Genomic DNA, 25,739 nt, shown 5'->3' with positions numbered 1-25,739 from the left:
GTAAAGTGTTACAATCTGCCCCCTTATCGTGTTGCGGATTTGATGGTTACCCTTTATGCATTGCGCGTTGTATCAGGCGAATATCTGCCGTTCCTGTCAGTGGTTGGAAAAGCCCTATCCGCAGCAGTTGGCTGAGAAACAGCATCACTTACAATCCTTGTTAGCGGCACACCAGCAGGTCGATTGGTTAGCGCCGGTAGCGAGTGAACCACGCGCATTTCGCAACAAGGCAAAAATGGTGGTTAGCGGCAGCGTTGAACGCCCATTGCTTGGCATGTTGCACCGGGATGGAACCCCGGTTGATTTATGTGCTTGCCCACTGTACCCCGCCAGCTTTGCTGAGGTCTTTGCTGTACTTAAGCAATTTATCCCTCGTGCCGGGTTGACCCCTTATCACGTTGCCCGCAAACGGGGTGAACTGAAGTATCTGTTATTAACCGAAAGTACCCACAGCGCCGGTTTTATGCTGCGTTTTGTGCTCCGTTCTGAGAAGAAATTAGCTCAATTACGTGCGGCATTACCCTGGTTGCAGCAGCAATTACCCCAGTTGACCGTCATTTCTGCCAATATTCAGCCAGTGCATATGGCAATTATGGAGAGCGATTGTGAAATCCCGCTCACCGAACAGCAGGTATTGGAGGAACGATTTAATCAGGTACCGCTGTATATTCGCCCCCAGAGTTTCTTCCAGACCAATCCACAGCTAGCGGGGCAGTTGTACGCTACCGCACGGGATTGGGTGCAGGCATTGGGCATCAGTAGTATGTGGGATCTTTTCTGTGGTGTCGGGGGGTTTGGTCTGCACTGTGCGCAACCGCAAACACGGTTGACCGGGATTGAAATTAACCCAGAAGCGATCGCTTGTGCTAAGTTGTCAGCCCAAAAACTGGGTTTACAACAGGTTGATTTTCAAGCGCTGGATTCCACCGGTTTTGCTCTTGCTGAAGGGGCGGTACCACAACTGGTGCTGGTTAACCCACCACGCCGGGGGATTGGCAAAGAACTTTGTGAGTACCTTAATGCAATGGCACCGGGCTATATTCTCTATTCAAGCTGTAATGCGGTGACTATGGCGCAGGATATCACCCAGTTGCCTGACTATCGCGTTGAGCGTGTGCAGTTGTTTGATATGTTCCCGCATACGGCACATTATGAAGTGTTGACGCTATTGGTACGTAAATAAATAGCACGAAAATAGTCAGGGCTTGAACTGCCCATCACACTCAAGTGGTAACTTGAATGGGTCTGGGCAGGGTTCAGGCCCTAAGTACTGATCACTGACGGGTCACTTATTGCGGGAACCACTTGTCGTTAATGGCTTTATAAGTGCCATCAGCCTTGATGGCATCTAGCGCAGCGTTCAACTTGGCTAACAGCGCCTGGTTATCTTGGCGTACGGCAATACCTAAACCTGTGCCAAAGTACTGGGCATCGGTAACATGCTCACCCACAGGGGCCAGATCCGGGTTGTTTTTCAGCCATTCATTCACCACCGCGGTATCCCCAAACACACCATCAATACGGCCATTTTTCACTTCCAGAATGGCGTTTTGATAGCTGTCATAAGCCACCGTATTAATCTCTGGGTGTTTATCCTGCATATATTTTTGGTGAGTAGTGCCATTCTCCATACCGATTTTCTTACCTTTTAAATCAGCCAGTGAGGTGAATTTGCCTTTTGGGGCAATCACGATAGCGGAGTTGGCATAATAAGGCTGGGTAAAAGAGACCTGCTTGCTACGTTCTGCGGTGATATCCATACCGGAGATCACAGCATCATATTTTTTGAATTTCAGTGCGGCGATCAGGCTATCAAAAGCATGGTTGGAGAAAGTACACTCGGCCTGCATCTGTTTGCATAAGGCTTTGGCCAAATCGATATCAAAGCCGACGATTTGGTTGTTGGCATCCAGGGATTCAAAAGGGGGATAGGTGGCAGAAGAGGCAAAACGGATACTCTCTGCCGCTGCGGCGTTAAAGGTCATCCCGGCGAGAAGGGTGGCGGCAAGTAACAGCTTTTTCATGCGTAATACTCCTGTCAAAAATGAGATTCTTTATTTCGCCACCTTTGATTTTACTGCCAATAACGCCGGCATGGTGAGTGGCTGGGACGCTAAACATGCCATTTAGTGAATTAATATGCAATATGAATGATTAAAAATTTATTTGGTGGAATAAAAAAGCCCTGCAGGGCAGGGCTTAAAGCAAGCAGTTTCGCTAGCCAGCTTAGTTGCGGCGTTCAAACGCCAGCGCACGGCGTTCAATCAGGCGCATCATCAATGTCAGTAACCCGTTAACACACAGGTAAACAAGACCTGCAGCACCAAACACCATCACATCATAAGTTCGGCCATACATCAGTTGGCTGTACCCCATCACTTCCATCAGCGTGATGGTGTAAGCCAGCGAGGTACTCTTGAAGACCAAGACCACTTCGTTGGAATAGGAGGACAAGGCGCGTTTAAAGGCGAACGGTAATAGAATGCGCAATGTTTGCTTGCGCGACATGCCTAGGGCTTCACAAGATTGCCACTGACCTTCCGGGATAGCACGCACCGCACCGTGGAACAATAAGGTGGTATAAGCCGCACTGTTTAACGCCAAGGCGATCATGGCGCAGAGCCAAGGTTGTGATAACAGACTCCACAACCAGGGATACTCACGGATGGCGGGGAACTGGCCTGGGCCATAGTAAATCAGGAAGATTTGTACCAGCAGGGGGGTGCCGGTGAACAGCGTAATATAGCCCTTTACCAACGGCGTCAATACCGGCGTTTTTAGCGTCAGTACCACCGTCAGGAACAATGACAGGAATAGGGAAACCACCAATGCCGCCACCGTCAGCGTCAAGCTGGTATGTAATCCTTTAAGAATGACAGGTAAGAACTCAAGCATCAGGATGGCCTCCGTTCAAAACGTGTGGCACGGAGTTCAATCCGTTTAAGGATGTACTGGCTGAGTAATGTCACCAGCAGATAAATGGCTGCGGCAATGACATACCAGTTAAACGGTTCCTGAGTACGGGTGGCGATACTTTTGGTTTGCAGCATCAAGTCATTAACGCTGATCAGGGAAACCAGTGCGGTATCTTTCAATAATACCAACCATTGGTTACCTAGCCCCGGCAAGGCATGGCGCCACATTTGCGGCATGATTAAACGGAAAAATATTGCCGCTTTGCTCAACCCCAATGCCTGGCCCGATTCCCACTGGCCTTGCGGCACGGCTTTCAGCGCCCCACGCAAGGTTTGCGAGGCGTAAGCAGCATACAGCAGGGCGAGGGCAATGACGCCACACATGAAGGGGCTGATCTCGAAATTATCGATAGCCAACTGTACCGGTAGTTGGAACAGGCCAAAGTTTAGGGTAAAGCCGTCCGATAGCAGCAGTAACAGCTGTGATGAGCCGAAATAAATGAACAGCACCACCAGGATCTCCGGCAAGCCACGCAATAGCGTCACCCAAGCGGTTCCGAGCCAACTGACCACTTTCCAACGGGAGGTTTCCCAGACGGCAAACAGCATCGCCAGGATTAACCCGAGCACCAAGGCACAAACGGCAAGGCCGACGGTCATGCCGGCGGCGCTTGCTAGAGGTTGAATTTCATTCATGGGTGATGATTACTGTTGGAACCATTTTTTGTAGATGGTTTCGTAGGTGCCATCTTGCTTGATTTTATCCAGAGCTGCGTTGAATTTCCCTTGTAGCTCGGTATTTTGCTGGCGAACCGCAATCCCCAGACCGGTGCCGAAATAGCCTTTATCGGTCACTTTGTCACCCACGGCGGCCAGTGCAGCATTCTGCTTCAACCATTCGTTAACCACGGCAGTATCTCCGAACACCGCATCAACACGGCCATTCTTCAGATCCAGAATTGCATTCTGGTAGCTGTCGTAAGGCACGGTGGTGATTTCCGGGTGTTTATCGGTCAGGTATTTCTGGTGAGTGGTGCCATTTTGTACACCTACTTTTTTCCCTTTCAGTGCGGCAACGTCAGCCAGCTTACCTTTCTCAGCAATGAATAGCGCTGAGTTATCATAATAAGGCTTGCTGAACAGCACTTGTTTCTCACGCTCAGGGGTAATATCCATACCTGCAATTACGGCATCGAAGCGTTTGAACTTCAGGCTTGGGATTAAACTGTCGAAGGCTTGATTGGTAAAAGTACATTCGGCCTGGATCTCTTTACACAGGGCATTAGCCAGATCGATATCAAAACCTTGGATCTGATTATCTGCCGCGACAAACTCGAACGGAGGATAGGACGCTTCGGTAGCGAAACGAATAGTTTCAGCGGCAGTGGCAGAAACGCTGATGCCAGCCAGAACGGCGGCGATAAGTAGTTTTTTCATCGCAAATTCCCCTAAAACAGCAAATAAAAGTATTAGTGTGACAGGTAGTTAGCAAACTCTGTGGTTTGCGGTTGAGCAAAATGAAGCGCAGACCCCTGTTCAACGACGCGGCCATTTTCCATATAGACCACTCGGCTGGCGGTTTTACGTGCCACTTCAACTTCATGGGTAACGATCACCTGAGTGATGCCAGTACCTGCCAGTTCATTGATGATACTGACTATTTGTGCAGTAATTTCCGGGTCTAGTGCGGCAGTCGGTTCATCGAACAACAACACTTGCGGTTCCATCATGAGTGCACGGGCGATAGCAACACGCTGTTGTTGACCACCGGAAAGATGCAGCGGAAAACGATCAGCAAAATCAGTCAAGCGCAGTCGCGTTAACAGCTTATCGGCCCGGTCCATTGCCTGAGCCTTGGTTAGGCCAAGTACACGGCAAGGGGCTTCTATCAGGTTTTGCAGTACGTTAAGATGCGGCCAGAGATTGTATTGCTGAAATACCATGCCGACATTCTGGCGCAGTTCGCGGATGGCTTTTTCACCGGGTGCCTGTTTGAAATCAAACTGGTTGCCAGCGATGTTCAGTACCCCCGAACGTGGCATCTCAAGCAGGTTAAGTACCCGTAGCAAGGAGCTTTTCCCGGCACCACTTGGTCCAAGCAATACTAACGTTTCCCCTGCAGGGCAATCCAAAGTGATGTTAAACAGCGCCTGGTGTGCGCCGTAAAAGCAATTGATATCTTTTAGTTGAATACTCATGCGTAGGAGTTGAATAGACATTGATGCGGCGAATGTTAACTTCCATAGAATACTTATGCAATCTTTGTGAGTTAAAATTTATCACTGAGCAGGATAACGCGATGCAGGTAGCACAATATAGTGAGATTGATATTCTTATCGGTTGTTTCCCTCGTCGTATGTGATATTGATAGATATTCTTTTTAAATCGAGGGTGTTTGGGGGGAAGGTATGCGAGGTGAGGGATTCTTGGCATGTGTTCGCCAGTCATCAAACATCGATTATGGCCCCAGCAGTTTGAATGGCGAAGGGTATATTGGAGGGATGGTGAGTATCAGAGCAGCGGTGATATTAGCAAGTGTACTATTGGCCGGGTGCCAAACCCAGCAGCACAGTACCAGTGCCAGTACCATTATGGAGCAGGGCAGCTATCGCTTGGAAACCTTGCATCAGGCCCGGGGGGCAGATCAGCGAATTCGTTTTTTGGTGATGCATTATACTGCGTCGGATTTTAACGCGTCGTTGAAGACACTGACAGATGAAAATGTTAGTGCTCATTATTTGTTGCCTGAGCAGCCGTCATTGCAAAAGGGCAAACCCGTGGCTTACCAATTGGTGCCGGAAGAGATGCGCGCTTGGCACGCCGGCGTCAGCTATTGGCGTGGGCGCAATAATCTCAATGATACTTCGATCGGTATTGAGCTCGTCAACCCGGGGTTTAGTCACCTGTTGCAGGCCAAGCATTGGCCCCCGTATTCCCCAGCACAGATCGAGCTATTGATTCTACTGAGCCGCGATATCATAAAGCGTTACGATATTCAGCCGATGGATATCGTTGGCCATAGTGATATTGCTCCGCAGCGCAAGCTGGATCCGGGGCCGCTGTTCCCTTGGCAGCAATTGGCGCAGGCGGGTATTGGCGCTTGGCCGGATAAGCAACAGGTTGAATACTATCTGGCGGGTCGTGATAAGCAGGCCCCGGTAGCGATGGCGCCGTTTTTGGCCAAACTGCAACGCTATGGTTACGGTGTTGATCCCACGTGGGATAGAAATCAGCAGCAGCACTTGGTGGCGGCGTTTCAGATGCATTTCCGACCTGGCGATCATCGCGGTAAGCCGGATGCCGAAAGTGAAGCGATTATTGATGCCTTGCTCAGCAAATATGGTCAGGGGCGCTAATCATAGGCCGTGCAGTTTGCCGTGTTCTGCCAGCCAGCGAGCAGTATGAGTAATGCCCTCTTCCAGTGAGATCAGCGGTTGATAACCCAGTTCTTGTTGTGCCCGCGTGTTATCCAACGTGAGGTCAAAATTGAGTTTAGCAACACCATAATGCGTGAACAGTGGCTCTTTGTTGTTGTTGCTGTTCAGCTTTTCCATGGCTCTGGCGATAAGATCCAATAGCGGATAAGGCACTGAACGGATACGGCATTTTATATCGAGCTGATCAATGAATTGCTGTATCACATGCTTCAGCGGGCACACTTGTTGATTGGTGATATTGTAGGTACGCCCTGATGGGGTGTCTGTTTTCAGGGTTGCCAGCCACATCGCATGTACCGCGTTTTCTTGATAGGTCATATCCACCAGCGCGTCACCGCCACGGGGCAACGGCAGGTTGCCGCACTGCTTAATCATCTGCAGCAGGCGCGGTAACAATATTTTATCGTGTGGGCCAAACAACCCTTGGGGCCGCAAAATAGTAAAGTGAGTTTGCGGGTTGGATAACGCCAGGTGCTGTACCACTTGTTCGCTTGCTGCTTTGCTGCGGGCAAATTCATTGGCATAGCGCTGTGGGCGGAAATCTTCCTGCAGATGGTGATGATGGCGGTAGTCAAAATAAATCGCCGGTGAGGAAATATGGATAAACTGTGAGACGCCATAAGCAGCCGCCCACTCCCCCAAACGACGCGTAGCGCGGACGTTAGCCAGTTCAAAGGCTTGTTCAGTCCCCCACGGAGAGGTAAAACCAGAGCAGTGCCATAGCACATCCACCCCCGCTAACATGGCTTTAGCTTGCGTAGAAACCAGGTTGCTAAGGTCGGCATGAATAAACTCCGCGCCTATTTTTTCCAGCAGAGAACCCAACGCCTGATTACGGCTGGTGGCGCGTACCGCGATGCCTTGACGGCAAAGATATTCAATGGCGCTACGGCCTAACCCACTGCTTGCACCAGTGACCAATACCTTCATAACGAACTCTATTTTTACCCAAAATCAAGCGGCTGGCTTGCTTGCCGGAGGAGATTACCCAATGTGCGCCATTGTTCCGTGATTTGAAGCGCTATGCAATCGGAAAGGGCCCAACTGTATCAGCAAATTGTGCGCTCAGGCAGAGCAGACGCCACTTGTTTTTCATTTTTGCACCAATAAAAACTAAACTCATCTCAATCTCAGTGAGATAAATTATCTTTTTGTTCTGCCAGCTTAATAATGCGTTTGGCCATGCCACGAAAAATAAACAGATGGGCTGGCATCATGACAAACCAGTAAAGCAACCCGCGAAAACCAGCAGGATGCCACCAGGCACGGACATCAAGTTGGCGACGATCACCCAGATCTTTGATGGTGAAGGTTAAGCGCCCAAGCCCTGGAGCCTTCATGCCGAACAACAAGGCTAATTGTTGCAACGGTTTTAGCGTGATCACTTTCCAACCATTCACCACATCGCCGAGCGCTAAGGTTTCCCGCTGTGGTCGACCATAGACGACACCGTTGCCCAGCATATCGTCCATCCGGGCGCGGATTTCCCATAAGATATTGGCATAGAAATAGCCTTCTTTGCCGCCCAATTGTTGAACCACATGCCATAAGGCTTCACTGGAGGCGGCGGTTTCCACTGCGCAGCCAGCCTGTTTGGGGTAGAAGCCGTAGCCTGGGCGCCAGCGGGCTCTGGCTTCAGGGGCGTAACCCCAGTCTGCAGAGTCGGTAACTTCTTCTTCGCGGCGTAGGGTGAGGGTGACTGCCTGATCAAAGGTTTGTAGTGGCTGCGGGATTAACGTTTGCAGCGGTTGACCATTAGCGGGTAAGTCATGGTTAAGGCCCTGAATCAAGGCCTTGGCAATGGACGGCGGCACCGAGGTAATCATGCTGATAAACCAGACTGAGATAAAACGCGTCGGCAAAGGGACTGGGATCAACCAACGTTTTTTACCGCTGATGGCAATAAAACGTTCAAACATGGTTTGGTAGCTGATGTACTCCGGGCCAGCAACGTCGAAAATCCGGCTTTCTGTTGCAGGGTGTTGTAATAACTCGGTCAGGTAGGTGAGCAGATTATCCAAGGCGACCGGCGAGGATTTAGAACGTACCCAACGTGGTGGGGTCAGGACCGGCATGTTGTAAACCATATCGCGCATAATCTCGAAAGCCGCGGAACCTGGGCCGATAATAATACCGGCGCGCAGTTCTGTTATCGGTATCCCGCTTTGCCGCAGGATCTCACCGGTCAGTTTACGTGCCACCAGGTGCGGGGAGCTTTCCCCTGTTGGTTGCAGAGCACCGAGGAAAATAACTTGCTTGACCTGAGAATCTCGCAGCGCATTACGCAGATTTTCTGCGGCTTGACGCTCTTTTTCGATAAAATGCTCGCCATCACCCATTCCGTGGATCAGGTAATAGACGGTATCGATTTGCCATAAAGCGTCGGGCAGGGTGGCAGGGCGATAAACATCAACATAGCGGCAGTTCACCTGCGGCCAGTTTTGTTGCTCCAACCATTCGATGCGACGTGCGGCAGCGGTGACTTCATGACCCTGTTGAGCCAAGCAGGGGATCAGATGCTGACCGATATAGCCACTAGCACCAAGAACCAAAATACGTTGGGGAGTCATTATTGCTGCCTTGTCGTCAATTTGTCAGTAATATAAGCGGTCGTTACAGAATGCCAAATTTGCTGATGAATTGCAGCAGTTATACTTGCTATCATTTCAATGTGTTCCTTATTACACCTTACATCCATTTGAGCCTATACCAATGAAAATCAATTATTTTTGTTATTTGATGCTGTTGCTGATTTTTATTGGCTGCCAGTTTATTCCCCATCCATTATGGGGGTGGTTGTTGCTGGTCAATGTGTTGACCCTGTTGCTCTATGGTGGCGACAAACTGGCTGCCAGCAAGGGGTGGCAACGGTTGCCAGAGTTCACCCTGTTACTGTTTGGGATACTGGGGGGCTGGATAGGCGGCTTTCTTGGGCAACAGCTTTTCCGGCATAAAACGCAAAAACAGCCCTTTAAAACGTATTTTATTCTCAGTGTGGTGGTTAATCTGCTGGCGATGTTGGCCGCAGGATATTGGCTTTATGGCCGTATGGTGGTGTGAGTTTATAACAGCAATGGGAAGGTGGCACGGGCGGTATTTTCAATGGACTGGTTATAGCCCGCAGCCTGTTTGGTCAGTTCTGCCACCATAAACTCCACCAATAACATCGCCCCCACTTTGGCTGGCAATGTGCCCGCGTTGAGTGGGCCTTCCGGTTTGGCAGCTACCAGTAAAATATCCGCCAGTTTAGCCAAAGGGCTGCGTTGGGTGTTGCTGATAACAATCACCTGGGCCTGTTGCTGTTTGGCTAAGGTGACCGCATGTAAAATATCTTTGGTGGAGCCTGAACTGGAAATGGCAATCAGTACATCCTGCTGGCCCAGTGAGGTGGCATTCATTGCGGCACGATGCATATCGCTAAAAAGCAGTGCCGGTTTACCCACGCGTAATAACTTGTATTGCAGGAAATCACCAATGATCGCACTGGCGGCGACGCCATAAATTTGCACGGCTTTTGCCTGGTGCAAAGCTTGGGCTGCCAGTTGTAATGCCTGATGGTCAAGTAGCGCCCCGGTATCACGCAGCGCTTGTACGCTTTCTTCGATCAAACTTTCTGTTGAGCTGAGGTCTGACGCCACTTCCGGTTGATTTTGCTGCACACACAGTGCCAGCGCCATTTTAAACTCGGTGTAGCCTTTGCAGCCCAGATGACGGCAGAGGCGGGTAACACTGGCTTCGCTGGCTCCACTCTCACGGGCCAACTCAGTGATGGTAAAGTAGAGCACCCTGGAAGACTCTTCGATAACAAAATTGCCGAGTTTTTGCAGTGTAGGACTGTAACTCGTCAAATTCTGCTTAAGACGTAATAACAAATTTCCAGTATTCATCACGTTACCTTGTTGGCTATCTCTGCCCTATTGTGACGGAAGATCTTCCCTTCCCGCCAGCAAAATCCGCAGCCTGTGAAGCACATCATTATTTTGAATTTTATTTTCATATTTACGTTTTATTTGTGGTAATAGTTTTTATCTAAAATAAATATTAAAGGAGAAAATTTATGTCAAAGCCAGGAGGAAAAACATCAGGAAGTTGGTTTGAAAAAGCCCAACTTTTTGGTAAGTCATTTATGTTACCCATCGCCGTACTACCGGCGGCCGGGTTACTGTTAGGGATCGGTGGGGCGCTTTCCAACCCGAACACCGTGGAAGCTTACCCTTTTCTGAATATCGGTTGGTTACAGGGGCTCTTCACGGTAATGGCCAGTGCCGGTGCGACGGTATTTGCTAATTTGGCGGTGCTGTTTGCTGTTGGCGTGGCGGTTGGCTTAGCCAAAAGTGATAAAGGTACTGCCGGGTTGGCATCGTTAATTGCCTATTTGGTGATGAATGCCACGATTAATGCGTTGCTGAAGATCAGTGGCACCCTGGCCATTGATAACCCGAGTGCCGTAGGTCAAGGCATGATCCTCGGGGTTCAGACGCTGGAAACCGGGGTTTTTGGTGGTGTCATCATTGGATTGGTGACTTGGTATCTGCATAACCGCTATAACAAAATTGCTTTGCCGCAGTTTCTCGGGTTCTTTGGCGGTTCACGTTTTATTCCTATCATCAGTTCCTTTGCGGCCATTGGTGTCGGCGCGGTGATGACTCTAATTTGGCCGCACTTCCAGAAAGTGATTTTCAGTCTCGGCGGGTTAGTGGATGCCACCGGCTATCTGGGGACGTTCATCTATGGGTTTGTCCTGCGTATGCTGGGCCCATTTGGTTTGCACCATATCTTTTATCTGCCTTTCTGGACCACTGCCCTTGGGGGAAGTGAAGTAGTTAATGGGCAACTGGTTGAGGGCACGCAGCGTATTTTCTTCGCTCAGTTAGCGGATCCCAACACCCAACAGTTCTACATTGGTACTGCACGTTTTATGTCGGGCCGTTTTATTACCATGATGTTCGGGTTGGTAGGGGCTTGCCTGGCGATGTATCAAAGTGCCAAGCCTGAAAACCGCAAACGTGTTGGCGGGTTGCTGCTTTCTGCGGCGTTAACCTCCTTTCTGACCGGGATTACTGAACCTATTGAATTTTCGTTCCTGTTTGTTGCCCCGGCATTGTATGTAGTTCATGCCATCTTTGATGGTTTGGCGTTTATGTTGGCGCATATTCTGCACATTACTATCGGCCAGACGTTTTCTGGTGGTTTTATCGATTTTATCCTGTTCGGTGTTTTGCAAGGGGAAGCCAAAACCCATTGGATGTACGTCCCCTTGGTCGGCATCCCTTGGTTCTTCCTCTATTACTTCACCTTCCGCTTCCTGATTGCTCGCTTTAATTTCAAAACCCCAGGGCGCGGTGATGAGTTGGAAACGGAAACCCTTCAACCCGCCAGTGACCGTTCACAACAGGTAGTGACTGCGTTAGGGGGCAAAGAGAATATCGTCGAATTGGATTGTTGTGCCACGCGCTTGCGTATCACGCTTAAACAGAGTGATCACATTGATGAAGCGGCTTTAAAAGCCTCGGGTGCCCGCGGGGTGATTATCCGTGGCAATGGGGTACAGGTGATTTATGGGCCCCATGTCACCATTATTAAAAATGAAGTAGAGGAGTTATTGGGGTTATGACCGTATCGATTTTGCAGCAGATTAAAGGGAAGCTAGTGGTATCTTGCCAGGCTTTGCCAGATGAACCTCTACACAGTGATTTTATTATGTCGCGTATGGCGCTGGCTGCCGAGCAGGGCGGGGCGGCAGCGATCCGCGCCAACAGCGTAGTAGATGTCAAAGCGATTATGCAGGCGGTGGCGTTACCGGTGATTGCCATTATCAAACAGGATTACCCGGGTAGTGAGGTCTATATTACGCCAACCCTGGCGGAGATTGACCAATTGATGACGGTGGCGCCACAGATGATTGCCTTGGATGCCACACTCTATCCACGCCCGGGGGCGTTGCAGTTACCGGCCTTGATAGCCGCCATTCGTGCTAAATATCCGGCGCTATTACTGATGGCGGATATTGCCACCTTGGAAGAGGCAATAATTGCCAGTGAGTTAGGCTTCGATTGTGTGGGAACCACACTGCATGGTTATACCCAAGAAACTGCCGGGCAAAAGCTGGCGCAAGAGGATTTCCGTTTTCTGCGCGAGGTGGTGGCGGTGGTGAACTTGCCGGTGATTGCCGAAGGGAATGTTGAAACGCCGGAAATGGCCGCTCGTTGTCTGGCATTAGGGGCTCATGCGGTGGTGGTTGGGGGGGCGATCACCCGCCCTCAGCAAATTACCCGCCGCTTTGTGGCGGCGATAACTGGCTGAATAGCACGCCCTGATAGTTTATCAGGGCGTCTTAGCTCAGTTGGCAACCAGTTACTGCAATTATGCGGTAACTGGCCGGGTTGAGGCGATTTTAGGCATGTTGCTGCAAGAATTCCTGCCACAGATTGACCACTTTTTGCAGGTCTTGGCGGCTGACGTTGAGGTGAGTGAGGATACGGGTCAATGGCCCAGCACTGATCAGCACACCACGCTCTTGCATCCATGGCCCTAGTTTGGCTGCCAGATCCGGCGATTGGCGCAGGTATAATACGTTGGTCTGAGCGCCGGGTTCGGCAATATCCAATCCAATAGCACGTAACTGCTGTTCCAGCCATTTGGCGTTATCGTGATCTTCTTTTAGCCGTTCAACATTGTGTTCTAAAGCATACAACCCAGCCGCTGCCAGGATACCGGCTTGACGCATACCGCCACCGGTCATTTTGCGCCAACGAATCGCGCGCTGGATAAACTCCTGGCTACCGCAAAGTAACGACCCAACCGGTGCACCTAAGCCTTTTGACAGACAGATGGTGAAGGTATCGCAATATTGGGTGATAGTTTTTAGCGGTACATTCAGTGCCACGGCGGCGTTGAAGATGCGCGCACCGTCAATGTGCAGGGCTAACTGCCGTTCACGGGTGAATTGCCAGGCTTGTTGCAGATAGGCTAACGGCAGCACTCTGCCACTGATGGTATTTTCCAGACTCAATAAACGGGTTCTGGCAAAGTGAATATCGTCGGGCTTGATGGCGGCTGCGACTTTGTCCAATGGTAGAGTACCATCCGGCGCGGCTTCTACAGGTTGTGGCTGAATACTGCCGAGGACTGCGGCACCACCGGCTTCATATTTATAGTTATGTGCCTGCTGGCCGACAATATATTCCTCACCGCGTTGGCAATGGCTCAATAAAGCCACCAGATTAGCCTGGGTTCCGGTGGGCAGGAACAGCGCGGCTTCTTTGCCTGAAAGCCTGACGGCTTCGGCTTGTAGAGCATTAACGGTAGGATCGTCACCATACACATCATCGCCAACATCGGCACGAGCCATGGCGCTACGCATCTCTGCGCTGGGTTGGGTAACGGTATCACTGCGTAAATCGATTAACATAGGGAACCTTGAACGTTTGATGACGGGTGAGTTGTTATAATAACCCGATTGCAGGGTGGGAAAAGCAGAAAATAAAATGGTTTTTTCTTGTTTGGCGTGAAGAAAATGTCGGCAAGCACGCCAGTAGCCCGTTTGATTCAACCTGTTGTCTAGCCGTCATCAATCAAGCTACCGCGGCCCTGATGCGCTAAGCCTCAGTGATGAGCAGAGTAACCGCCGTCAACAGCCAAGCCACTTGAAGTATAAAGGGTGTGGTTGCATCCTGACCCTGCTCATCAAATCGCCTGACGACGGATACGCATTAGGCCAGAGTGGTATCACTCTCCAATAGGCAACTGCAGGCTAACACATAACCTGCTTCGATCTCTTTGGGCGTTAGCGTGATCGTACTGGTGGTGCTGTATTTGCCGTTGAGAATGCGGATTTTGCAAGCACCGCATACCCCAGCGCGGCAGGCTGCATTGACCGGTAGTTGGTGCATCTCCAAGGCGGCCAACAGGGTGCTGCCAACGGGAATACGGAATTCACGGAGTGGCTGGTTGATACGCAGTATCAATTGATCAGCCAGTGGGTCAGTGTGTGCTGATGGAGTATGGAACTGTTCCTGATGAAATTGAGCCGGCGGAACCCCCAGTTGCTGACACAGTTGCGCCACTTGTTGCATATAAGGCTCGGGGCCACAGGTCATCACGGTACGTGAAGCAATATCCGGTGCCACTTGTCGCAGCACCTGCTCATTGATGCGGCCGGTGAGAAAACCCGGAGTTGCCTCTTGCTCAGCCATCAGCGTTAACTGCAATTGTGGGTGTTGAGCCGCTAATTTCTGCCACTCATCGGCAAAAATGACCTCAGCTGGGCTCCGAACATTAAAGATCACGCAGATATCGCATTGCGCGCGGTTGCTGACTAACCAGCGGCACATAGAGATTATTGGTGTAACGCCACAACCAGCAGCGAGCATCAGGTAATGGTCACTGGGATACAGCGCACAACTGAAGTCCCCTTGAGCATCTGATAGCCAGAGCTGATCACCCGGTTTGACCTCCTGAGTCAGCCAGCGGGAAGCGGTACCGTCTGGCAGGCAGCGGACACTGATACTGATAAAACGGCTTAAACCAGGGGAGGAAGAGAGCGTATAGGCGCGCAATATTTCTTCACTATTACGGATACTGACTAAGGCATATTGGCCGGGAAGATAGGAGTAAACGCCGGGAGTGATCAGATTCAGTGTCCAAACGTCAGCAGTTTCCTGTTGCAGGGAGTGTACTTGCATCTGATTAGGGCAAAATGGGCTGGGTTGGGTCACTTCAATCACCTTAAAAATAGAGGGGCCGCAACTGGCAGCCCCGGGGAAGCAGCATTAGCCGAGAATACCTTGCAAATCTTGTTCAACGCTGGTGATTGGGCGCATGGCGAATTTTTCGTTGAGGATCGCCAACAGGTTATCGGTCAAGAACGCCGGGGCGGTGGGGCCGGTCAGGATATTTTTAACCCCCAGTGACAGTAGCGTCAGCAGGATAACAATCGCCTTTTGCTCAAACCAGGAGAGCACTAGACTGAGTGGCAGATCATTGACGCTGCAACCGAGTTTTTCTGACAGCTTCACCGCCAACATCACCGCTGAATAGGCATCGTTGCACTGGCCCACATCCAGCAGGCGCGGCAAACCTTCCAACGTACCGAACTCCAGCTTGTTGAAGCGATATTTGCCACAACCCAAGGTCATAATCAGGCAATCTTGCGGAATATTACGGGCAAAATCGGTAAAGTAGCTGCGGTCATCACGGCTACCATCACAGCCGCCAACCAGGAAGACATGGCGCAGTTTTTTCTGTGCCACCAGGTCAATAACGGTATCCGCCGCATTGAGGAGCACCTGACGACCAAAGCCGATGGTGATCTGCTGTTCAATCTCACTGTAGGGAAAACCCGCAAGCTGTTGTGCCTGGCTGATAACGGTACTGAAGTCGTCACCATCCAGGTGATTAACGCCCGGCCAGCCGACCATGCTGCGCGTCCAGATACGATCCGCGTAATTACCGACATTGGGATCGATAATACAGTTGGAGGTCATGACGATTGGGCCAGGGAATTTGGCGAACTCAACTTGTTGATTCTGCCAACCGCCACCGTAGTTCCCCACCAAATGGGGATATTTACTGAGTTCTGGATAGCTATGGGCGGGCAGCATTTCACCATGGGTGTAGACGTTGATGCCAGAACCTGCGGTTTGTTCCAGTAACAGTTGCAGGTCTTTCAGGTCGTGACCAGAAATCAGAATCGCTTTGCCGGCAACCGGGCGAACATTGACCGAACTGGGTTGTGGATGACCAAACGCCAGGGTTTCCCCCTGATCCAGCATCTCCATCACCTTAAAGTTCATTTTGCCGATGCCCATGGCGTTGTTTAGCAAGGTATCAACATCGGTCGGCAGTGCGCCCAGCCAAGCCATGTAAGCATGATAATCGGCATAGATTTGGCTATCCGACTGCCCCAATACATGAGCGTGTTCCATATAAGCGGCGGCGCCTTTCAGCCCATACAGACACAGCATGCGCAGCCCATGAATATCGTCACCGACGCCAGCTTTATCGCTATTGAGGGCAAACTGTGCCGCCTGCTGTAGCAGAGCGGACATATCGTCTCCCGCTAGTTGCAGTGCTGCCAGCGGGTGATCAACCCGGACACTGGGATCAAGCAGACGACAACGTGCCGCCAGTGATTCGCGCAACGCAACAGCCTCACGAGCGTAGCCGATAATGCGCTGAGAATCGAAGTTGACGTTGGTCAGTGTCGAGAAGAAGGCATGGGGTGAAAAATGGTCGATGTCATGATCGATAATCCCTAACGCCCGCGCTTGTAAAGCCCATGCAGATAGCCCTTGTAACACGGCAACCAACAGATCTTGCAGATCAGAGGTTTCAGCTGTTTTTCCACATACACCTTGAGCGTAAGAACAGCCATTGCCTGCAGATGTCCGGATGGTTTGTTCACATTGCACACAAAACATGATCGCTTCCTTTTTAAAGTTGCATTTTATATACCTGTTTATGAGCATAGATCGGCAGGCGTGGCTTAAAAAGGGATTTTTAATGCAATATTAACTTAATTTGATTTAGAACAAATTAACCTGAAAACAGCAATCATTCTCTTTTAGCGTCGGCAGCGCTGAACGGCATCATTAAGAGAACAACGCGATAAGTATCGGGGCTAACAAGCTTAACAGGAACCCGTGTACGATTGCCGGAGGCACCATGTCCAGCCCGGCACTGCGTTGTAGCACCGGTAAGGTGAAGTCCATGGATGTCGCGCCACATAATCCCAAGGCGGTAGAACCGCTGCGGCGAGCCAGTGTCGGGATCAGCATAATGGCCACCAGTTCCCGCGCCAGATCGTTAAAGAAAGCGGCGCTGCCCATCACCGGGCCGTAGGCATCGCTGATCAAAATACCGGAAAGTGAATACCAGCCAAACCCTGATGCCATTGCTAAACCGGTTTTTAGCGAAAGCCCCAGCAATTGTGCCGCTAACGCGCCACCAGCCAATGAACTGACTACCACCACCACAGCCACCACCAGACCACGACGGTTTAGCACTATCTGGCGCAGGGTCATACCATTATTGCGTAGTTGGATCCCCACCAGTAATAGCAGGAAAATCAAGGCATACTCACTGCCTTTACCCGCCAGTTGCAGCCAGTGCCACTGGGTTAACCCTAGCGCAAAACCCGCGAGAACCACGCCACCAAGCTTCAGTGATTCCAGTGCCATATGCAGGCGAGAGGGGGGTTTTAACTGTTTGTTGGTGTGCCGCCATGGACGATAGCGTTCCAACACAGAAAGTAACAGGAGATTGGCGCAGCAGATACACAGGAAAAACACCGCAGTGTATTGAAAGATCAAAACCAGATTAATGGCCAGGTTTTCCAGAAACGCCAGGCTGATCCCCATAAAAAACAGAATAACGTACACCATCCACCCGAGCAGACGGTTAATAACCTGAATCAGGGCGTTGCTGCGTAGTGGGACAAGGTAACCGACGATCAGCGGTAATAAAATAATCAGCAGTCCTGAATACATAATTAAATACGAGCCTGGTAATTTTGATAGGAGTTTATCAGAGGCTGGCGGATTATACCCAAGTTCATTCAATTTGCCGCTTATCTGCAACTCGCATAGACTGGGTCAGTAAGGTGCAGGTAGGTCACCAACGCGTCAACCTTGGCAGTATTGGCAATAACCATGGTGTGCACAGGAGCCGCTAGATGTTCTTAGAACGAGTTGAAATTGTAGGATTTCGAGGCATAAATCGGCTTTCATTGCAGTTGAATGATAACACGGTATTAATCGGTGAGAATGCCTGGGGTAAGTCCAGCCTGTTGGATGCCATGACCTTTTTACTGGCACCGGAGCAGACGCTTTATCACTTTGAAGCGAGAGATTTTTATTTTCCACCCGGCGATGAAGCGGCAAAAGAGCGTCATTTGCAGGTTATCTTTACCTTTTGTGAAAAAGATATCGGTCATGCCCACCTGCCACGTTATCGCCAACTTGCACCACTCTGGTCGAAAGGGGACGATAACCTCAACCGTATTTACTTCAGTTGTGCCGGCGAGTTGGCGGACGATGGCACGGTGTGTACCTGGCGTCGTTTCCTCGACACCCGTGGTAATGCTTTGCATTTGCATCATATCAACCAGTTGGTTCATGCGCTGATCCGTATTCACCCGGTATTGCGTTTGCGTGATGCCCGCTTTATTCGACGTTTGCGCCCCAGCCCGCTGAATGAACATCTTGCTGCCGATAATAGCGCTTTGATGCAACAACTAGAGCAACTCACACGGGAACTGGTGCGTAATCCGCAAAAATTGACCAATTCAGAGCTGCGTCAGGGATTGACTGCCATGCAGCAACTACTTGAGCACTATTTTGCTGAACTGGGCTCGCAGGCGGTTGGAACGCATCGCCATCGGCAACGGTCTGAACAGCAAGCATGGCGCTCGCTGGATAGCATTAACCGCATGATTGGAGAACCCAATAGCCGTAGCATGCGGCTGATCTTGTTAGGGATGTTCTCTACACTGGTGCAAGCCAAAGGTAACTTAAAACTCGATCCGCATACCCGGCCACTGTTATTGGTGGAGGATCCGGAAACGCGTCTGCACCCCATTATGCTGTCAGTGGCCTGGAATCTGCTTAACCTGATGCCATTGCAACGTATTACCACCACCAACTCCAGCGCGCTGGTTTCACTGGTACCGGTAGAAAACATATGCCGGCTGGTGCGTGAATCTGCGCGTGTGGCAACCTACCGCCTTGGGCCGCAGGGGTTAAGTGTGGAAGACGGGCGGCGTATTGCCTTCCATATCCGTTTTAATCGCCCGGCGTCGTTGTTTGCCCGTTGCTGGCTGTTGGTGGAGGGGGAAACGGAAGTTTGGTTGCTCAATGAATTAGCACGTCAGTGTGGTTATCACTTTGAAGCTGAAGGCATCAGAGTTATTGAATTCGCCCAATGTGGCTTAAAACCCCTGCTGAAATTTGCCCGGCGCATGGGTATTGAATGGCATGCCTTAGTTGACGGTGATGATGCGGGTAAGAAATATGCCAATACCGTGCGCAGCTTGCTGGATAGCCATGAAGATAGTGAGCGTGACCGTTTGACGCCGCTGCCAGCGCTGGATATGGAGCATTTTATGTATCGTGAGGGGTTCAGTGCCGTTTATCATCGGGTGGCCTCGGTACCGTTAAAAGTTCAGATGCCAGCACGCAAAGTGATCCTCAAAGCAGTGCATCACTCATCAAAACCCGATCTGGCGCTTGAAGTGGCGATGCAGGCGGGGGAATGGGGTACCGGTTCAATACCGCCGCTGTTGAAAAAGTTGTTTTCCCGTGTCATTTGGTTGGCTAGGGGGCGGGCAGATTAAGTTTGGGGAGGGGGTACAATGGTGCTTTCAGCAAGCTGCTAATCAAACGGCAAGGTGCTAGCACCTTGCCGTTTGCATAACTGATAAACCTACACTTGTTTAGTCACAGCGGCGGTCATAATTCCAGTCAGTTTTCTCCAGTTCCTGGATGTTCTCTACGACGATATCCACCAGTGCCGCCAGCATTTTCTGGCCTTTTTCGATACTGGCAAACGTTGGGTCGCCTGTCGCACCGGTGGCTGAAACTTCAGCGATATCCCAGATTAGCTGGATATGTTTACTGTAGCGCAGCGCATCTTCAGGCATTTGGCGCACTGCTTTAGACAGGTCGCATAACTCAGGGCAAACGGCAGCGGTAATGGACGATTCCCCTTCACCACCATGGCCCAAGCCATCCCAACCGGCGAAAAAGTCTGGCCCCAGACGATCACCAAGGATAGACCACCAAGCCGGTAAAAAGGCAAATACCACCTCTTTATGGCGCGCCTTGACTTTACGCTGGGCAATTTCAAGGGCGGCAATATTGCCATCATGACCATTGAGGACAAAGATATGCTTGATGCCATATTGAATCAGGCTTTCAAACATATCTTCCGCCAGGGCGATAACCGTTTCAAAACGGAGCGTGATGGCCATCGGGTTGGCGTTATAGTGCATGGAGGTTCCATAGGGAACCCCTGGCAACACCAGAGTGCGCCCCAGGCGTTGTGCCGCTTGCTTGGCCACTTCGGTTGGCACAAACAGATCGGGGCCGAGGGGCAGATGCCCACCATGGCTTTCACAACTACCGAAAATAGCAATTACACTGTCAATTTGCTTTTGCTGAAATAATGTTTCCAACTCCGCGGTGCTGAACTCATTGAGCATGACTTTTTTCATCTTTTTTCCCTTCTGTTCAATTGGTGGCGCACTGTTTTTGACCAAATACTGCCTGGATGAGTGTATAGGTGACGATAGTGATCAGTAGCGCCAATAATCCGGTAGGCCAGTTTGCCAAGATATTAAGCAGTGAAAAGGCTAACCCGATGCCCATACCTAAAACCGCACTGAACACCCCAGCCCAGTTAAAGCGAGGCTGCTGGTGCAACTGATCAAGGGCGTAGTTACCGCGACGATGCAGATAGTAATCCGCCAATAATGGACCAGCCAGTGGTGGCGCCATAACGCCCAGATAGTTGATAAACTGGGAGAACAGGATTTGATAAAAGCCCAGAGAACCCAGCAGCGTACCCAGGATCCCGGCAATCAATATCAGTGTTTTCTTATTCACTTTAATCCCGCAAGAATCCAGCACCGGGCCAGTATAAAGTGAATTGCAGTAGAGTTCGGCATCGTTGGTCGTCCACAGGGACAATGTCCAGGTGAGTACCCCGATACTGGCTAATATCACACTTTTACCCAGCATCCAGGTGACATAGTTAGGCATACCCACGGTGACCGTGCCGATATAACCCACAATGTTCAATAGCGGATTGGTGAAGATAAAGCAGGCGGCGGCTCCCCATAACACGGCTCCGACTGATTTATTGAAACGAAACAGATCCACGCCCATCACGGCACCAGCAATCCAGCTACCGATCACCATGGTAATCGCGGTGGAGAGAGGTAATCCGCTATTTTGATCTGAACGGGTAATAAACTCAGTTAATCCTCCCCCTTCATTCAGCATGGCGATACCGGTGGTCACTGCAATCAACATGATGATCGGTGAAACCGGTATGGCGATGATCTCCAACCCTTTCATGCCATAGAGTGACGTGAGGGTAAACAGCAGACCGGAAATGAGACAGGCTAAAAAGACTTCTAATGTAATGACACTGCCTTGAAAACCATGAAGCGCGGGATCAAAAACAGTGATCCCGGAAGGGTTACCGAGGAAAGAGCCCCAGATATCACCAACCATACCGGTAATGGCGGCAAACCAGCCCAAGGTTAATAACCCCATGGCAATCATCGGTAAATTAGCCCCTAACCGACCGTAAGAGTAACGGCTGATCAACGCCAGGCTTAACCCGGTTTTTTGCGCCATAATGCCCAGCAGCGAGGTTAGGACGAATAAAATACTCATCCCAATGGCAATGGCCATTAACGCTTGGGGAAAGGGTAAGCCGGGTTTACCGCCGACACCGGCTAATGCACCACCAATAAATAACCCGGTGGCAACATAACCAAAGCCAACCCAGACCAGCACCTGTTTCCAGGTGGGGCGGCGGGCAGAGAGTGGAATAGGGGAAAACATAAAATCCGCATCTGTCGGCGGAGTGGTGCTTGGTGTGTGTTTGCTCATTCAATAACCTATCTATTATTTTTATGTACCATGTGTAGCTCTCCATACCCGTTACCCCCTGATGGTAACTTGATTTAACTTGGGTATAGCGGCACAAAAGCACGGTAAGTTAAAAAACGCCCTAAAAATGAGTAGATCAAAAGCATTTTCATTACGTTTCGACGGTCCAGAAGCGTTAGCAGCGTAAGGCTAACCAATCCCAGATGAACAAAATTGTCGAGCATACTCACGGCCTGCCAGGTTGCAGAGAGCTTGGCGTGATGAGCAGGCCTATGCATGGACTTTGCTCACTGGCCTTCTGACTGCAGACAGGATGGACCGAGGTATGCTTTGCCACTACAGCGTCAAGTTGCAGTAGCAAAATGTAGTATAGGGGATAAGGAGAGAGGCAAAAAAGTCAAAAATTATGTTTTTTCCGCTTTGTTCCCAACAAATCTCTGTTGGCCCAATATATGCGTGTTTGCTGTTTTAATAACCTTAAAGAGAAGTAACATCCCTTTTAAGAGTAAGTTAATGTTCTGTTTTAAATTTTACACTTCACACATTGTCGGCCTGATAAGCATGGATTAGGCAATTAAAAATCAACAGTGATAATTTCGTTACGTTACTATAGAGTGCACTCAGTCATTGCAGGTCATCTGGATGGGAATAAGTATTGATGCGGTTAATTAGGCGTAACAAGTATTGGTGGGGCGCAGGGGTTAGTTTGCTGATGATCATTTGGGGTTATTGGTATTTCTCACACTCTGAGCCAGTGGATTTTAAAACCGTTAAGGTGGTGAAGCGCGATCTGCAACCAAGCGTCTTGGCGACCGGTCAATTGGATGCAATGCGCAAGGTGGATGTTGGGGCGCAGGTCAATGGGCAGTTGCAAAGCCTAAAGGTTGAAATTGGCGATAAAGTAAAGAAGGGCCAGTTGCTGGCCATCATTGACCCACAGCAAGCGCAAAACAGCATTCGTGAAGGTGAAGCAACGTTGCAGCAGTTGCACGCTCAGTTGCAGCAGACGCAAGCAGAACTGCAATTGGCGACACTTACCCTGCAGCGTAACCAGCAGTTGGCCAAAGTCCAGGCGATATCACGCCAGGATTTGGATAAGCTCACTACTGAACTGGCGGTGAAAAAGGCGCAAGTTGCAACCACTCAGGCTCAAATAGCTAAAAATCAAGCCAGTCTGGACACTGCCAGAATTAATTTAGCCTATACGCGCATTGAGGCGCCGATGGATGGCGATGTGGTACAGATCACCACGTTACAGGGGCAAACGGTGATTGCCGCGCAGCAGGCTCCCAATATCCTGACGCTGGCAGATATGAGCACCATGTTGGTTAAAGCGCAGGTTTCAGAAGCAGATGTGATTCACCTGAAACCCGGTCTGAAAGCGTGGTTCACCATATTAGGTGACCCCGGCAAACGCTTTGAAGGTGTGTTGAAAGATATTCAACCCACACCCGAGAAAATCAACAATGCCATTTTCTACTATGCGCGTTTTGCAGTGCCTAACCCGCAAGGCTTACTTCGTCTGCAAATGACCGCACTGGTTCATATATTACTTGATGAAGTCAGCGATGCCTTGGTGATACCCCTTGCCGCGCTGGGGGAACAAATTGACGAAAACCGCTATTACGTTTCGATATTGCAGCATAACCAAGACGTGAAACGGGAAGTGACGATCGGCATACGTAATAACCTGGAGGTGCAGATTCTCAGCGGATTGCAAGCAGGCGAGGAGGTGATTGTCAGCCGTGGCACTGTGGAGGGCAACAACTGATGGCGGTATTGCTAGAGCTGAGTGATATTCGGCGTAGCTATCTTTCTGCGGGGCAATCGGTAGATGTGCTGAAAAGTATCAGTTTACGTATCGACGCGGGGGAGATGGTGGCCATTATGGGGGCTTCTGGTTCAGGCAAATCAACCCTGATGAACATTCTCGGTTGCCTGGATAAACCTTCTGGTGGCACTTACCGTATCGCCGGGAAAGATGTGGCAACACTGGATAGTAATGCACTGGCGGAATTGCGGCGTGAGCATTTCGGTTTTATTTTTCAGCGTTATCATTTACTGCCCTATCTGAGTGCGGCACAGAACGTTGAAGTACCCGCAGTGTACGCTGGGTTGGGTAAGGCGGCGCGCAGTGCCAGAGCCATCGCTTTGTTGACGCGGCTGGGTTTGGCGGAACGCGTTACTTATCGGCCTAACCAACTTTCCGGTGGGCAGCAGCAGCGTGTCAGTATCGCCCGGGCACTGATGAATGGCGGTCAGGTGATCCTGGCTGATGAACCTACCGGGGCACTGGACAGCCAATCCGGGGAAGAGGTGATGCTGGTGCTCAAGCAACTGCGCGAGCAGGGGCACACGGTGATTATTGTTACGCATGATTTGGCTGTCGCCCAACAAGCTGAAAGAATTATTGAGCTCCGTGATGGAGAAATCATTGCTGATTCTGGTTCGCGGCTTCAAGGTAAGCGGCCAGTTAAAACGCTTGAGTTGACCACCTCCGTTGCTTCTTGGCGGCAGATGGCCGGGCGTTGGCGTGAGGCGCTGATGATGGCTTGGCGCTCTATGGCGACTAACAAGATGCGTAGCGCATTGACCATGTTAGGGATCATCATCGGTATTGCATCGGTAGCCTCAATCCAGGTGATAGGTGATGCGGCGCAACAGCAGGTGCTGGCAGATATCAAATCAATTGGTACCAATACGCTGAATATCTTTCCCGGCAAGGATTTTGGTGACGATGACCCTATCTATCGGCAAGCATTGAAATATGACGACCTTGATGCACTGCGTGAACAGCCTTATGTCCGTGCACTTTCACCCAATATTAGCAGTAGCATGCGCGTGCGTTTTGGCAAGACAGACGTGGCAGCCAATGTTGCTGGCGTCAGTGAGCAGTATTTCCGGGTTCACGGGATGGCTTTTTCTCAAGGCTCAGGTATAGATGCTGTACAAGTGCAATCGCAAGCACAGGTGGTGGTGATTGACGCCAATACGCAACGCCGCTTGTTTCCCTATCAAGATAATGTGGTGGGTGAGGTGATTTTGGTGGGCAATATGCCTGCGACGGTGATTGGTGTCACGCAGGAAAAGCAGTCAATGTTTAGTGGTAGCAGTTCGCTGAAAGTGTGGCTTCCTTATACCACCATGAGCAATCGGATCATCGGCAACAACTATTTTGATTCGATTACGGTGCGTATCCGCGATGGCTATAATAGCCAAGAGGCGGAGCAGCAGCTTACGCGACTGCTGACATTGCGCCATGGCAAGAAAGATTTCTTTACTGATAACATGGACAGCCTGGTACAAGCGGTGGAGAAAACCACCTATACGATGCAATTATTCCTTACCTTGGTGGCGGTGATCTCGCTGGTGGTTGGCGGGATTGGAGTGATGAATATCATGTTGGTTTCGGTAACAGAACGCACCCGTGAAATTGGCATCCGTATGGCGGTAGGGGCGCGTTCTGGTGACATCATGCAGCAGTTTTTAATCGAGGCGGTATTGGTGTGCCTGATCGGGGGTGGACTGGGGATGTTGTTGTCCTTCTCTATCTGCTTGCTGGCACAAGGGTTGCTACCCGGCTGGCAGTTCAGTTTTTCAATGGCGGCTCTGCTGAGCGCTTTTTTCTGCTCTACAGCGATTGGCGTGATATTCGGTTATTTACCTGCACAGCGGGCTGCCAAACTGAACCCGATTGATGCGTTGGCGCGTGAGTAAACGAGACCTAAGTTTATTAAGTAAAATGCCAGCCGAATAACCGCTGGCAT

Annotated in this window: 22 protein-coding genes; 8 read left to right on the top strand and 14 right to left on the bottom strand. The window is 50.5% G+C overall.

Annotated elements, in window-relative coordinates:
* The first annotated feature begins 55 nt into the window (after positions 1 to 55).
* Entirely contained in the window at positions 56 to 1,183 is a 1,128-nt protein-coding gene (gene rlmC / locus AC2A06_RS15770; RefSeq protein WP_484380891.1) for a 23S rRNA (uracil(747)-C(5))-methyltransferase RlmC, read from the top strand.
* A gap of 106 nt (positions 1,184 to 1,289) precedes the next feature.
* Here rlmC and AC2A06_RS15765 read toward each other — a convergent pair whose 3' ends face one another.
* The 5 genes from AC2A06_RS15765 to artP form a co-directional block, all read right to left on the bottom strand.
* Complete coding sequence (locus AC2A06_RS15765) at positions 1,290 to 2,024, bottom strand: arginine ABC transporter substrate-binding protein (protein ID WP_473195564.1); 735 nt, start codon at positions 2,022 to 2,024, stop codon at positions 1,290 to 1,292.
* A gap of 202 nt (positions 2,025 to 2,226) precedes the next feature.
* On the bottom strand, positions 2,227 to 2,895 hold the full coding sequence (gene artM, locus AC2A06_RS15760) for an arginine ABC transporter permease ArtM (RefSeq protein WP_484380890.1): 669 nt from the start codon (positions 2,893 to 2,895) through the stop codon (positions 2,227 to 2,229).
* Positions 2,895 to 3,611, bottom strand: coding sequence for an arginine ABC transporter permease ArtQ (gene artQ, locus AC2A06_RS15755; RefSeq protein ID WP_023491963.1), 717 nt, complete (start codon positions 3,609 to 3,611; stop codon positions 2,895 to 2,897). The genes artM and artQ overlap by 1 nt, the downstream gene beginning before the upstream one ends.
* A 9-nt stretch (positions 3,612 to 3,620) precedes the next feature.
* The gene (gene artJ, locus AC2A06_RS15750; protein WP_484380889.1) at positions 3,621 to 4,352 is read right to left on the bottom strand and encodes an arginine ABC transporter substrate-binding protein; all 732 of its coding nucleotides are present in this window, start codon (positions 4,350 to 4,352) and stop codon (positions 3,621 to 3,623) included.
* 32 nt (positions 4,353 to 4,384) lie between these two features.
* Positions 4,385 to 5,113 carry an arginine ABC transporter ATP-binding protein ArtP gene (gene artP, locus AC2A06_RS15745; protein ID WP_484380912.1) on the bottom strand — a complete coding sequence of 243 codons (729 nt, stop codon included), beginning with the start codon at positions 5,111 to 5,113 and terminating at the stop codon, positions 4,385 to 4,387.
* Between the two features lie 312 nt (positions 5,114 to 5,425).
* On the opposite strand from artP, the gene AC2A06_RS15740 reads away from it, so the two are divergent.
* Positions 5,426 to 6,271, top strand: coding sequence for an N-acetylmuramoyl-L-alanine amidase (locus AC2A06_RS15740; RefSeq protein ID WP_484380911.1), 846 nt, complete (start codon positions 5,426 to 5,428; stop codon positions 6,269 to 6,271).
* On the opposite strand, the gene AC2A06_RS15735 is transcribed toward AC2A06_RS15740, so the two are convergent.
* Positions 6,272 to 7,282 (bottom strand): NAD-dependent epimerase/dehydratase family protein, encoded by a 1,011-nt coding sequence (locus tag AC2A06_RS15735; protein ID WP_484380888.1) that lies wholly within the window; start codon positions 7,280 to 7,282, stop codon positions 6,272 to 6,274. It lies immediately after the preceding gene.
* Positions 7,283 to 7,482: 200 nt separating this feature from the next.
* On the bottom strand, positions 7,483 to 8,922 hold the full coding sequence (locus AC2A06_RS15730; protein WP_473195561.1) for a DUF2867 domain-containing protein: 1,440 nt from the start codon (positions 8,920 to 8,922) through the stop codon (positions 7,483 to 7,485).
* A 142-nt stretch (positions 8,923 to 9,064) separates the two neighbouring features.
* Here AC2A06_RS15730 and AC2A06_RS15725 point away from each other — a divergent pair, with 142 nt between their 5' ends.
* Complete coding sequence (locus AC2A06_RS15725) at positions 9,065 to 9,412, top strand: DUF1294 domain-containing protein (RefSeq protein ID WP_473195560.1); 348 nt, start codon at positions 9,065 to 9,067, stop codon at positions 9,410 to 9,412.
* A 2-nt stretch (positions 9,413 to 9,414) separates the two neighbouring features.
* Here AC2A06_RS15725 and AC2A06_RS15720 read toward each other — a convergent pair whose 3' ends face one another.
* Positions 9,415 to 10,242, bottom strand: a complete 828-nt coding sequence (locus tag AC2A06_RS15720) for a MurR/RpiR family transcriptional regulator (protein ID WP_484380887.1) — start codon at positions 10,240 to 10,242, stop codon at positions 9,415 to 9,417.
* A 167-nt stretch (positions 10,243 to 10,409) separates the two neighbouring features.
* Here AC2A06_RS15720 and AC2A06_RS15715 point away from each other — a divergent pair, with 167 nt between their 5' ends.
* Entirely contained in the window at positions 10,410 to 11,966 is a 1,557-nt protein-coding gene (locus AC2A06_RS15715) for a maltose/glucose-specific PTS transporter subunit IIC (protein ID WP_484380886.1), read from the top strand.
* Complete coding sequence (locus AC2A06_RS15710) at positions 11,963 to 12,655, top strand: N-acetylmannosamine-6-phosphate 2-epimerase (RefSeq protein WP_484380885.1); 693 nt, start codon at positions 11,963 to 11,965, stop codon at positions 12,653 to 12,655. The genes AC2A06_RS15715 and AC2A06_RS15710 overlap by 4 nt, the downstream gene beginning before the upstream one ends.
* Positions 12,656 to 12,746: 91 nt before the next feature.
* Here AC2A06_RS15710 and ltaE read toward each other — a convergent pair whose 3' ends face one another.
* The 4 genes from ltaE to AC2A06_RS15690 all read right to left on the bottom strand — a co-directional run bounded on the left by ltaE (position 12,747) and on the right by AC2A06_RS15690 (position 17,841).
* Complete coding sequence (gene ltaE / locus AC2A06_RS15705) at positions 12,747 to 13,763, bottom strand: low-specificity L-threonine aldolase (RefSeq protein ID WP_484380884.1); 1,017 nt, start codon at positions 13,761 to 13,763, stop codon at positions 12,747 to 12,749.
* A 301-nt stretch (positions 13,764 to 14,064) separates the two neighbouring features.
* Entirely contained in the window at positions 14,065 to 15,069 is a 1,005-nt protein-coding gene (gene hcr / locus AC2A06_RS15700; RefSeq protein WP_484380883.1) for an NADH oxidoreductase, read from the bottom strand.
* Between the two features lie 54 nt (positions 15,070 to 15,123).
* Complete coding sequence (gene hcp / locus AC2A06_RS15695) at positions 15,124 to 16,773, bottom strand: hydroxylamine reductase (RefSeq protein ID WP_484380882.1); 1,650 nt, start codon at positions 16,771 to 16,773, stop codon at positions 15,124 to 15,126.
* Between the two features lie 171 nt (positions 16,774 to 16,944).
* Positions 16,945 to 17,841 carry a LysO family transporter gene (locus tag AC2A06_RS15690; RefSeq protein ID WP_484380881.1) on the bottom strand — a complete coding sequence of 299 codons (897 nt, stop codon included), beginning with the start codon at positions 17,839 to 17,841 and terminating at the stop codon, positions 16,945 to 16,947.
* 185 nt (positions 17,842 to 18,026) lie between these two features.
* Between AC2A06_RS15690 and AC2A06_RS15685 the strand changes: the two genes are divergently transcribed.
* Complete coding sequence (locus tag AC2A06_RS15685; protein WP_484380880.1) at positions 18,027 to 19,685, top strand: ATP-dependent endonuclease; 1,659 nt, start codon at positions 18,027 to 18,029, stop codon at positions 19,683 to 19,685.
* Positions 19,686 to 19,784: 99 nt separating this feature from the next.
* Here the strand turns inward: AC2A06_RS15685 and AC2A06_RS15680 are convergent, their stop codons facing one another.
* Both AC2A06_RS15680 and AC2A06_RS15675 read right to left on the bottom strand, forming a co-directional pair.
* Positions 19,785 to 20,564 carry a creatininase family protein gene (locus AC2A06_RS15680; protein WP_484380879.1) on the bottom strand — a complete coding sequence of 260 codons (780 nt, stop codon included), beginning with the start codon at positions 20,562 to 20,564 and terminating at the stop codon, positions 19,785 to 19,787.
* Between the two features lie 16 nt (positions 20,565 to 20,580).
* Positions 20,581 to 21,972 carry a purine-cytosine permease family protein gene (locus tag AC2A06_RS15675; protein WP_484380878.1) on the bottom strand — a complete coding sequence of 464 codons (1,392 nt, stop codon included), beginning with the start codon at positions 21,970 to 21,972 and terminating at the stop codon, positions 20,581 to 20,583.
* Between the two features lie 658 nt (positions 21,973 to 22,630).
* Between AC2A06_RS15675 and macA the strand changes: the two genes are divergently transcribed.
* A complete protein-coding gene (gene macA / locus AC2A06_RS15670) occupies positions 22,631 to 23,743 on the top strand; it encodes a macrolide transporter subunit MacA (protein WP_484380877.1) in 1,113 nt (370 codons plus the stop codon).
* Complete coding sequence (gene macB / locus AC2A06_RS15665; protein ID WP_484380876.1) at positions 23,743 to 25,689, top strand: macrolide ABC transporter ATP-binding protein/permease MacB; 1,947 nt, start codon at positions 23,743 to 23,745, stop codon at positions 25,687 to 25,689. The genes macA and macB overlap by 1 nt, the downstream gene beginning before the upstream one ends.
* The last annotated feature ends 50 nt before the right edge of the window (positions 25,690 to 25,739 follow it).

Source organism: Serratia sp. HNCC26DJ244, from assembly GCF_057180565.1.
This window is presented reverse-complemented; position numbering and strand designations above follow the sequence as displayed.

Excerpts from the sequence above, each read along its gene's own strand:
- rlmC (WP_484380891.1), top strand. The coding sequence starts at position 56 with ATGCATTGCGCGTTGTATCAGGCGAATATCTGCCGTTCCTGTCAGTGG.
- AC2A06_RS15765 (WP_473195564.1), bottom strand. The coding sequence starts at position 2,024 with ATGAAAAAGCTGTTACTTGCCGCCACCCTTCTCGCCGGGATGACCTTT.
- artM (WP_484380890.1), bottom strand. The coding sequence starts at position 2,895 with ATGCTTGAGTTCTTACCTGTCATTCTTAAAGGATTACATACCAGCTTG.
- artQ (WP_023491963.1), bottom strand. The coding sequence starts at position 3,611 with ATGAATGAAATTCAACCTCTAGCAAGCGCCGCCGGCATGACCGTCGGC.
- artJ (WP_484380889.1), bottom strand. The coding sequence starts at position 4,352 with ATGAAAAAACTACTTATCGCCGCCGTTCTGGCTGGCATCAGCGTTTCT.
- artP (WP_484380912.1), bottom strand. The coding sequence starts at position 5,113 with ATGAGTATTCAACTAAAAGATATCAATTGCTTTTACGGCGCACACCAG.
- AC2A06_RS15735 (WP_484380888.1), bottom strand. The coding sequence starts at position 7,282 with ATGAAGGTATTGGTCACTGGTGCAAGCAGTGGGTTAGGCCGTAGCGCC.
- AC2A06_RS15730 (WP_473195561.1), bottom strand. The coding sequence starts at position 8,922 with ATGACTCCCCAACGTATTTTGGTTCTTGGTGCTAGTGGCTATATCGGT.
- AC2A06_RS15725 (WP_473195560.1), top strand. The coding sequence starts at position 9,065 with ATGAAAATCAATTATTTTTGTTATTTGATGCTGTTGCTGATTTTTATT.
- AC2A06_RS15715 (WP_484380886.1), top strand. The coding sequence starts at position 10,410 with ATGTCAAAGCCAGGAGGAAAAACATCAGGAAGTTGGTTTGAAAAAGCC.
- AC2A06_RS15710 (WP_484380885.1), top strand. The coding sequence starts at position 11,963 with ATGACCGTATCGATTTTGCAGCAGATTAAAGGGAAGCTAGTGGTATCT.
- ltaE (WP_484380884.1), bottom strand. The coding sequence starts at position 13,763 with ATGTTAATCGATTTACGCAGTGATACCGTTACCCAACCCAGCGCAGAG.
- hcp (WP_484380882.1), bottom strand. The coding sequence starts at position 16,773 with ATGTTTTGTGTGCAATGTGAACAAACCATCCGGACATCTGCAGGCAAT.
- AC2A06_RS15690 (WP_484380881.1), bottom strand. The coding sequence starts at position 17,841 with ATGTATTCAGGACTGCTGATTATTTTATTACCGCTGATCGTCGGTTAC.
- AC2A06_RS15685 (WP_484380880.1), top strand. The coding sequence starts at position 18,027 with ATGTTCTTAGAACGAGTTGAAATTGTAGGATTTCGAGGCATAAATCGG.
- AC2A06_RS15680 (WP_484380879.1), bottom strand. The coding sequence starts at position 20,564 with ATGAAAAAAGTCATGCTCAATGAGTTCAGCACCGCGGAGTTGGAAACA.
- AC2A06_RS15675 (WP_484380878.1), bottom strand. The coding sequence starts at position 21,972 with ATGAGCAAACACACACCAAGCACCACTCCGCCGACAGATGCGGATTTT.
- macA (WP_484380877.1), top strand. The coding sequence starts at position 22,631 with ATGCGGTTAATTAGGCGTAACAAGTATTGGTGGGGCGCAGGGGTTAGT.
- macB (WP_484380876.1), top strand. The coding sequence starts at position 23,743 with ATGGCGGTATTGCTAGAGCTGAGTGATATTCGGCGTAGCTATCTTTCT.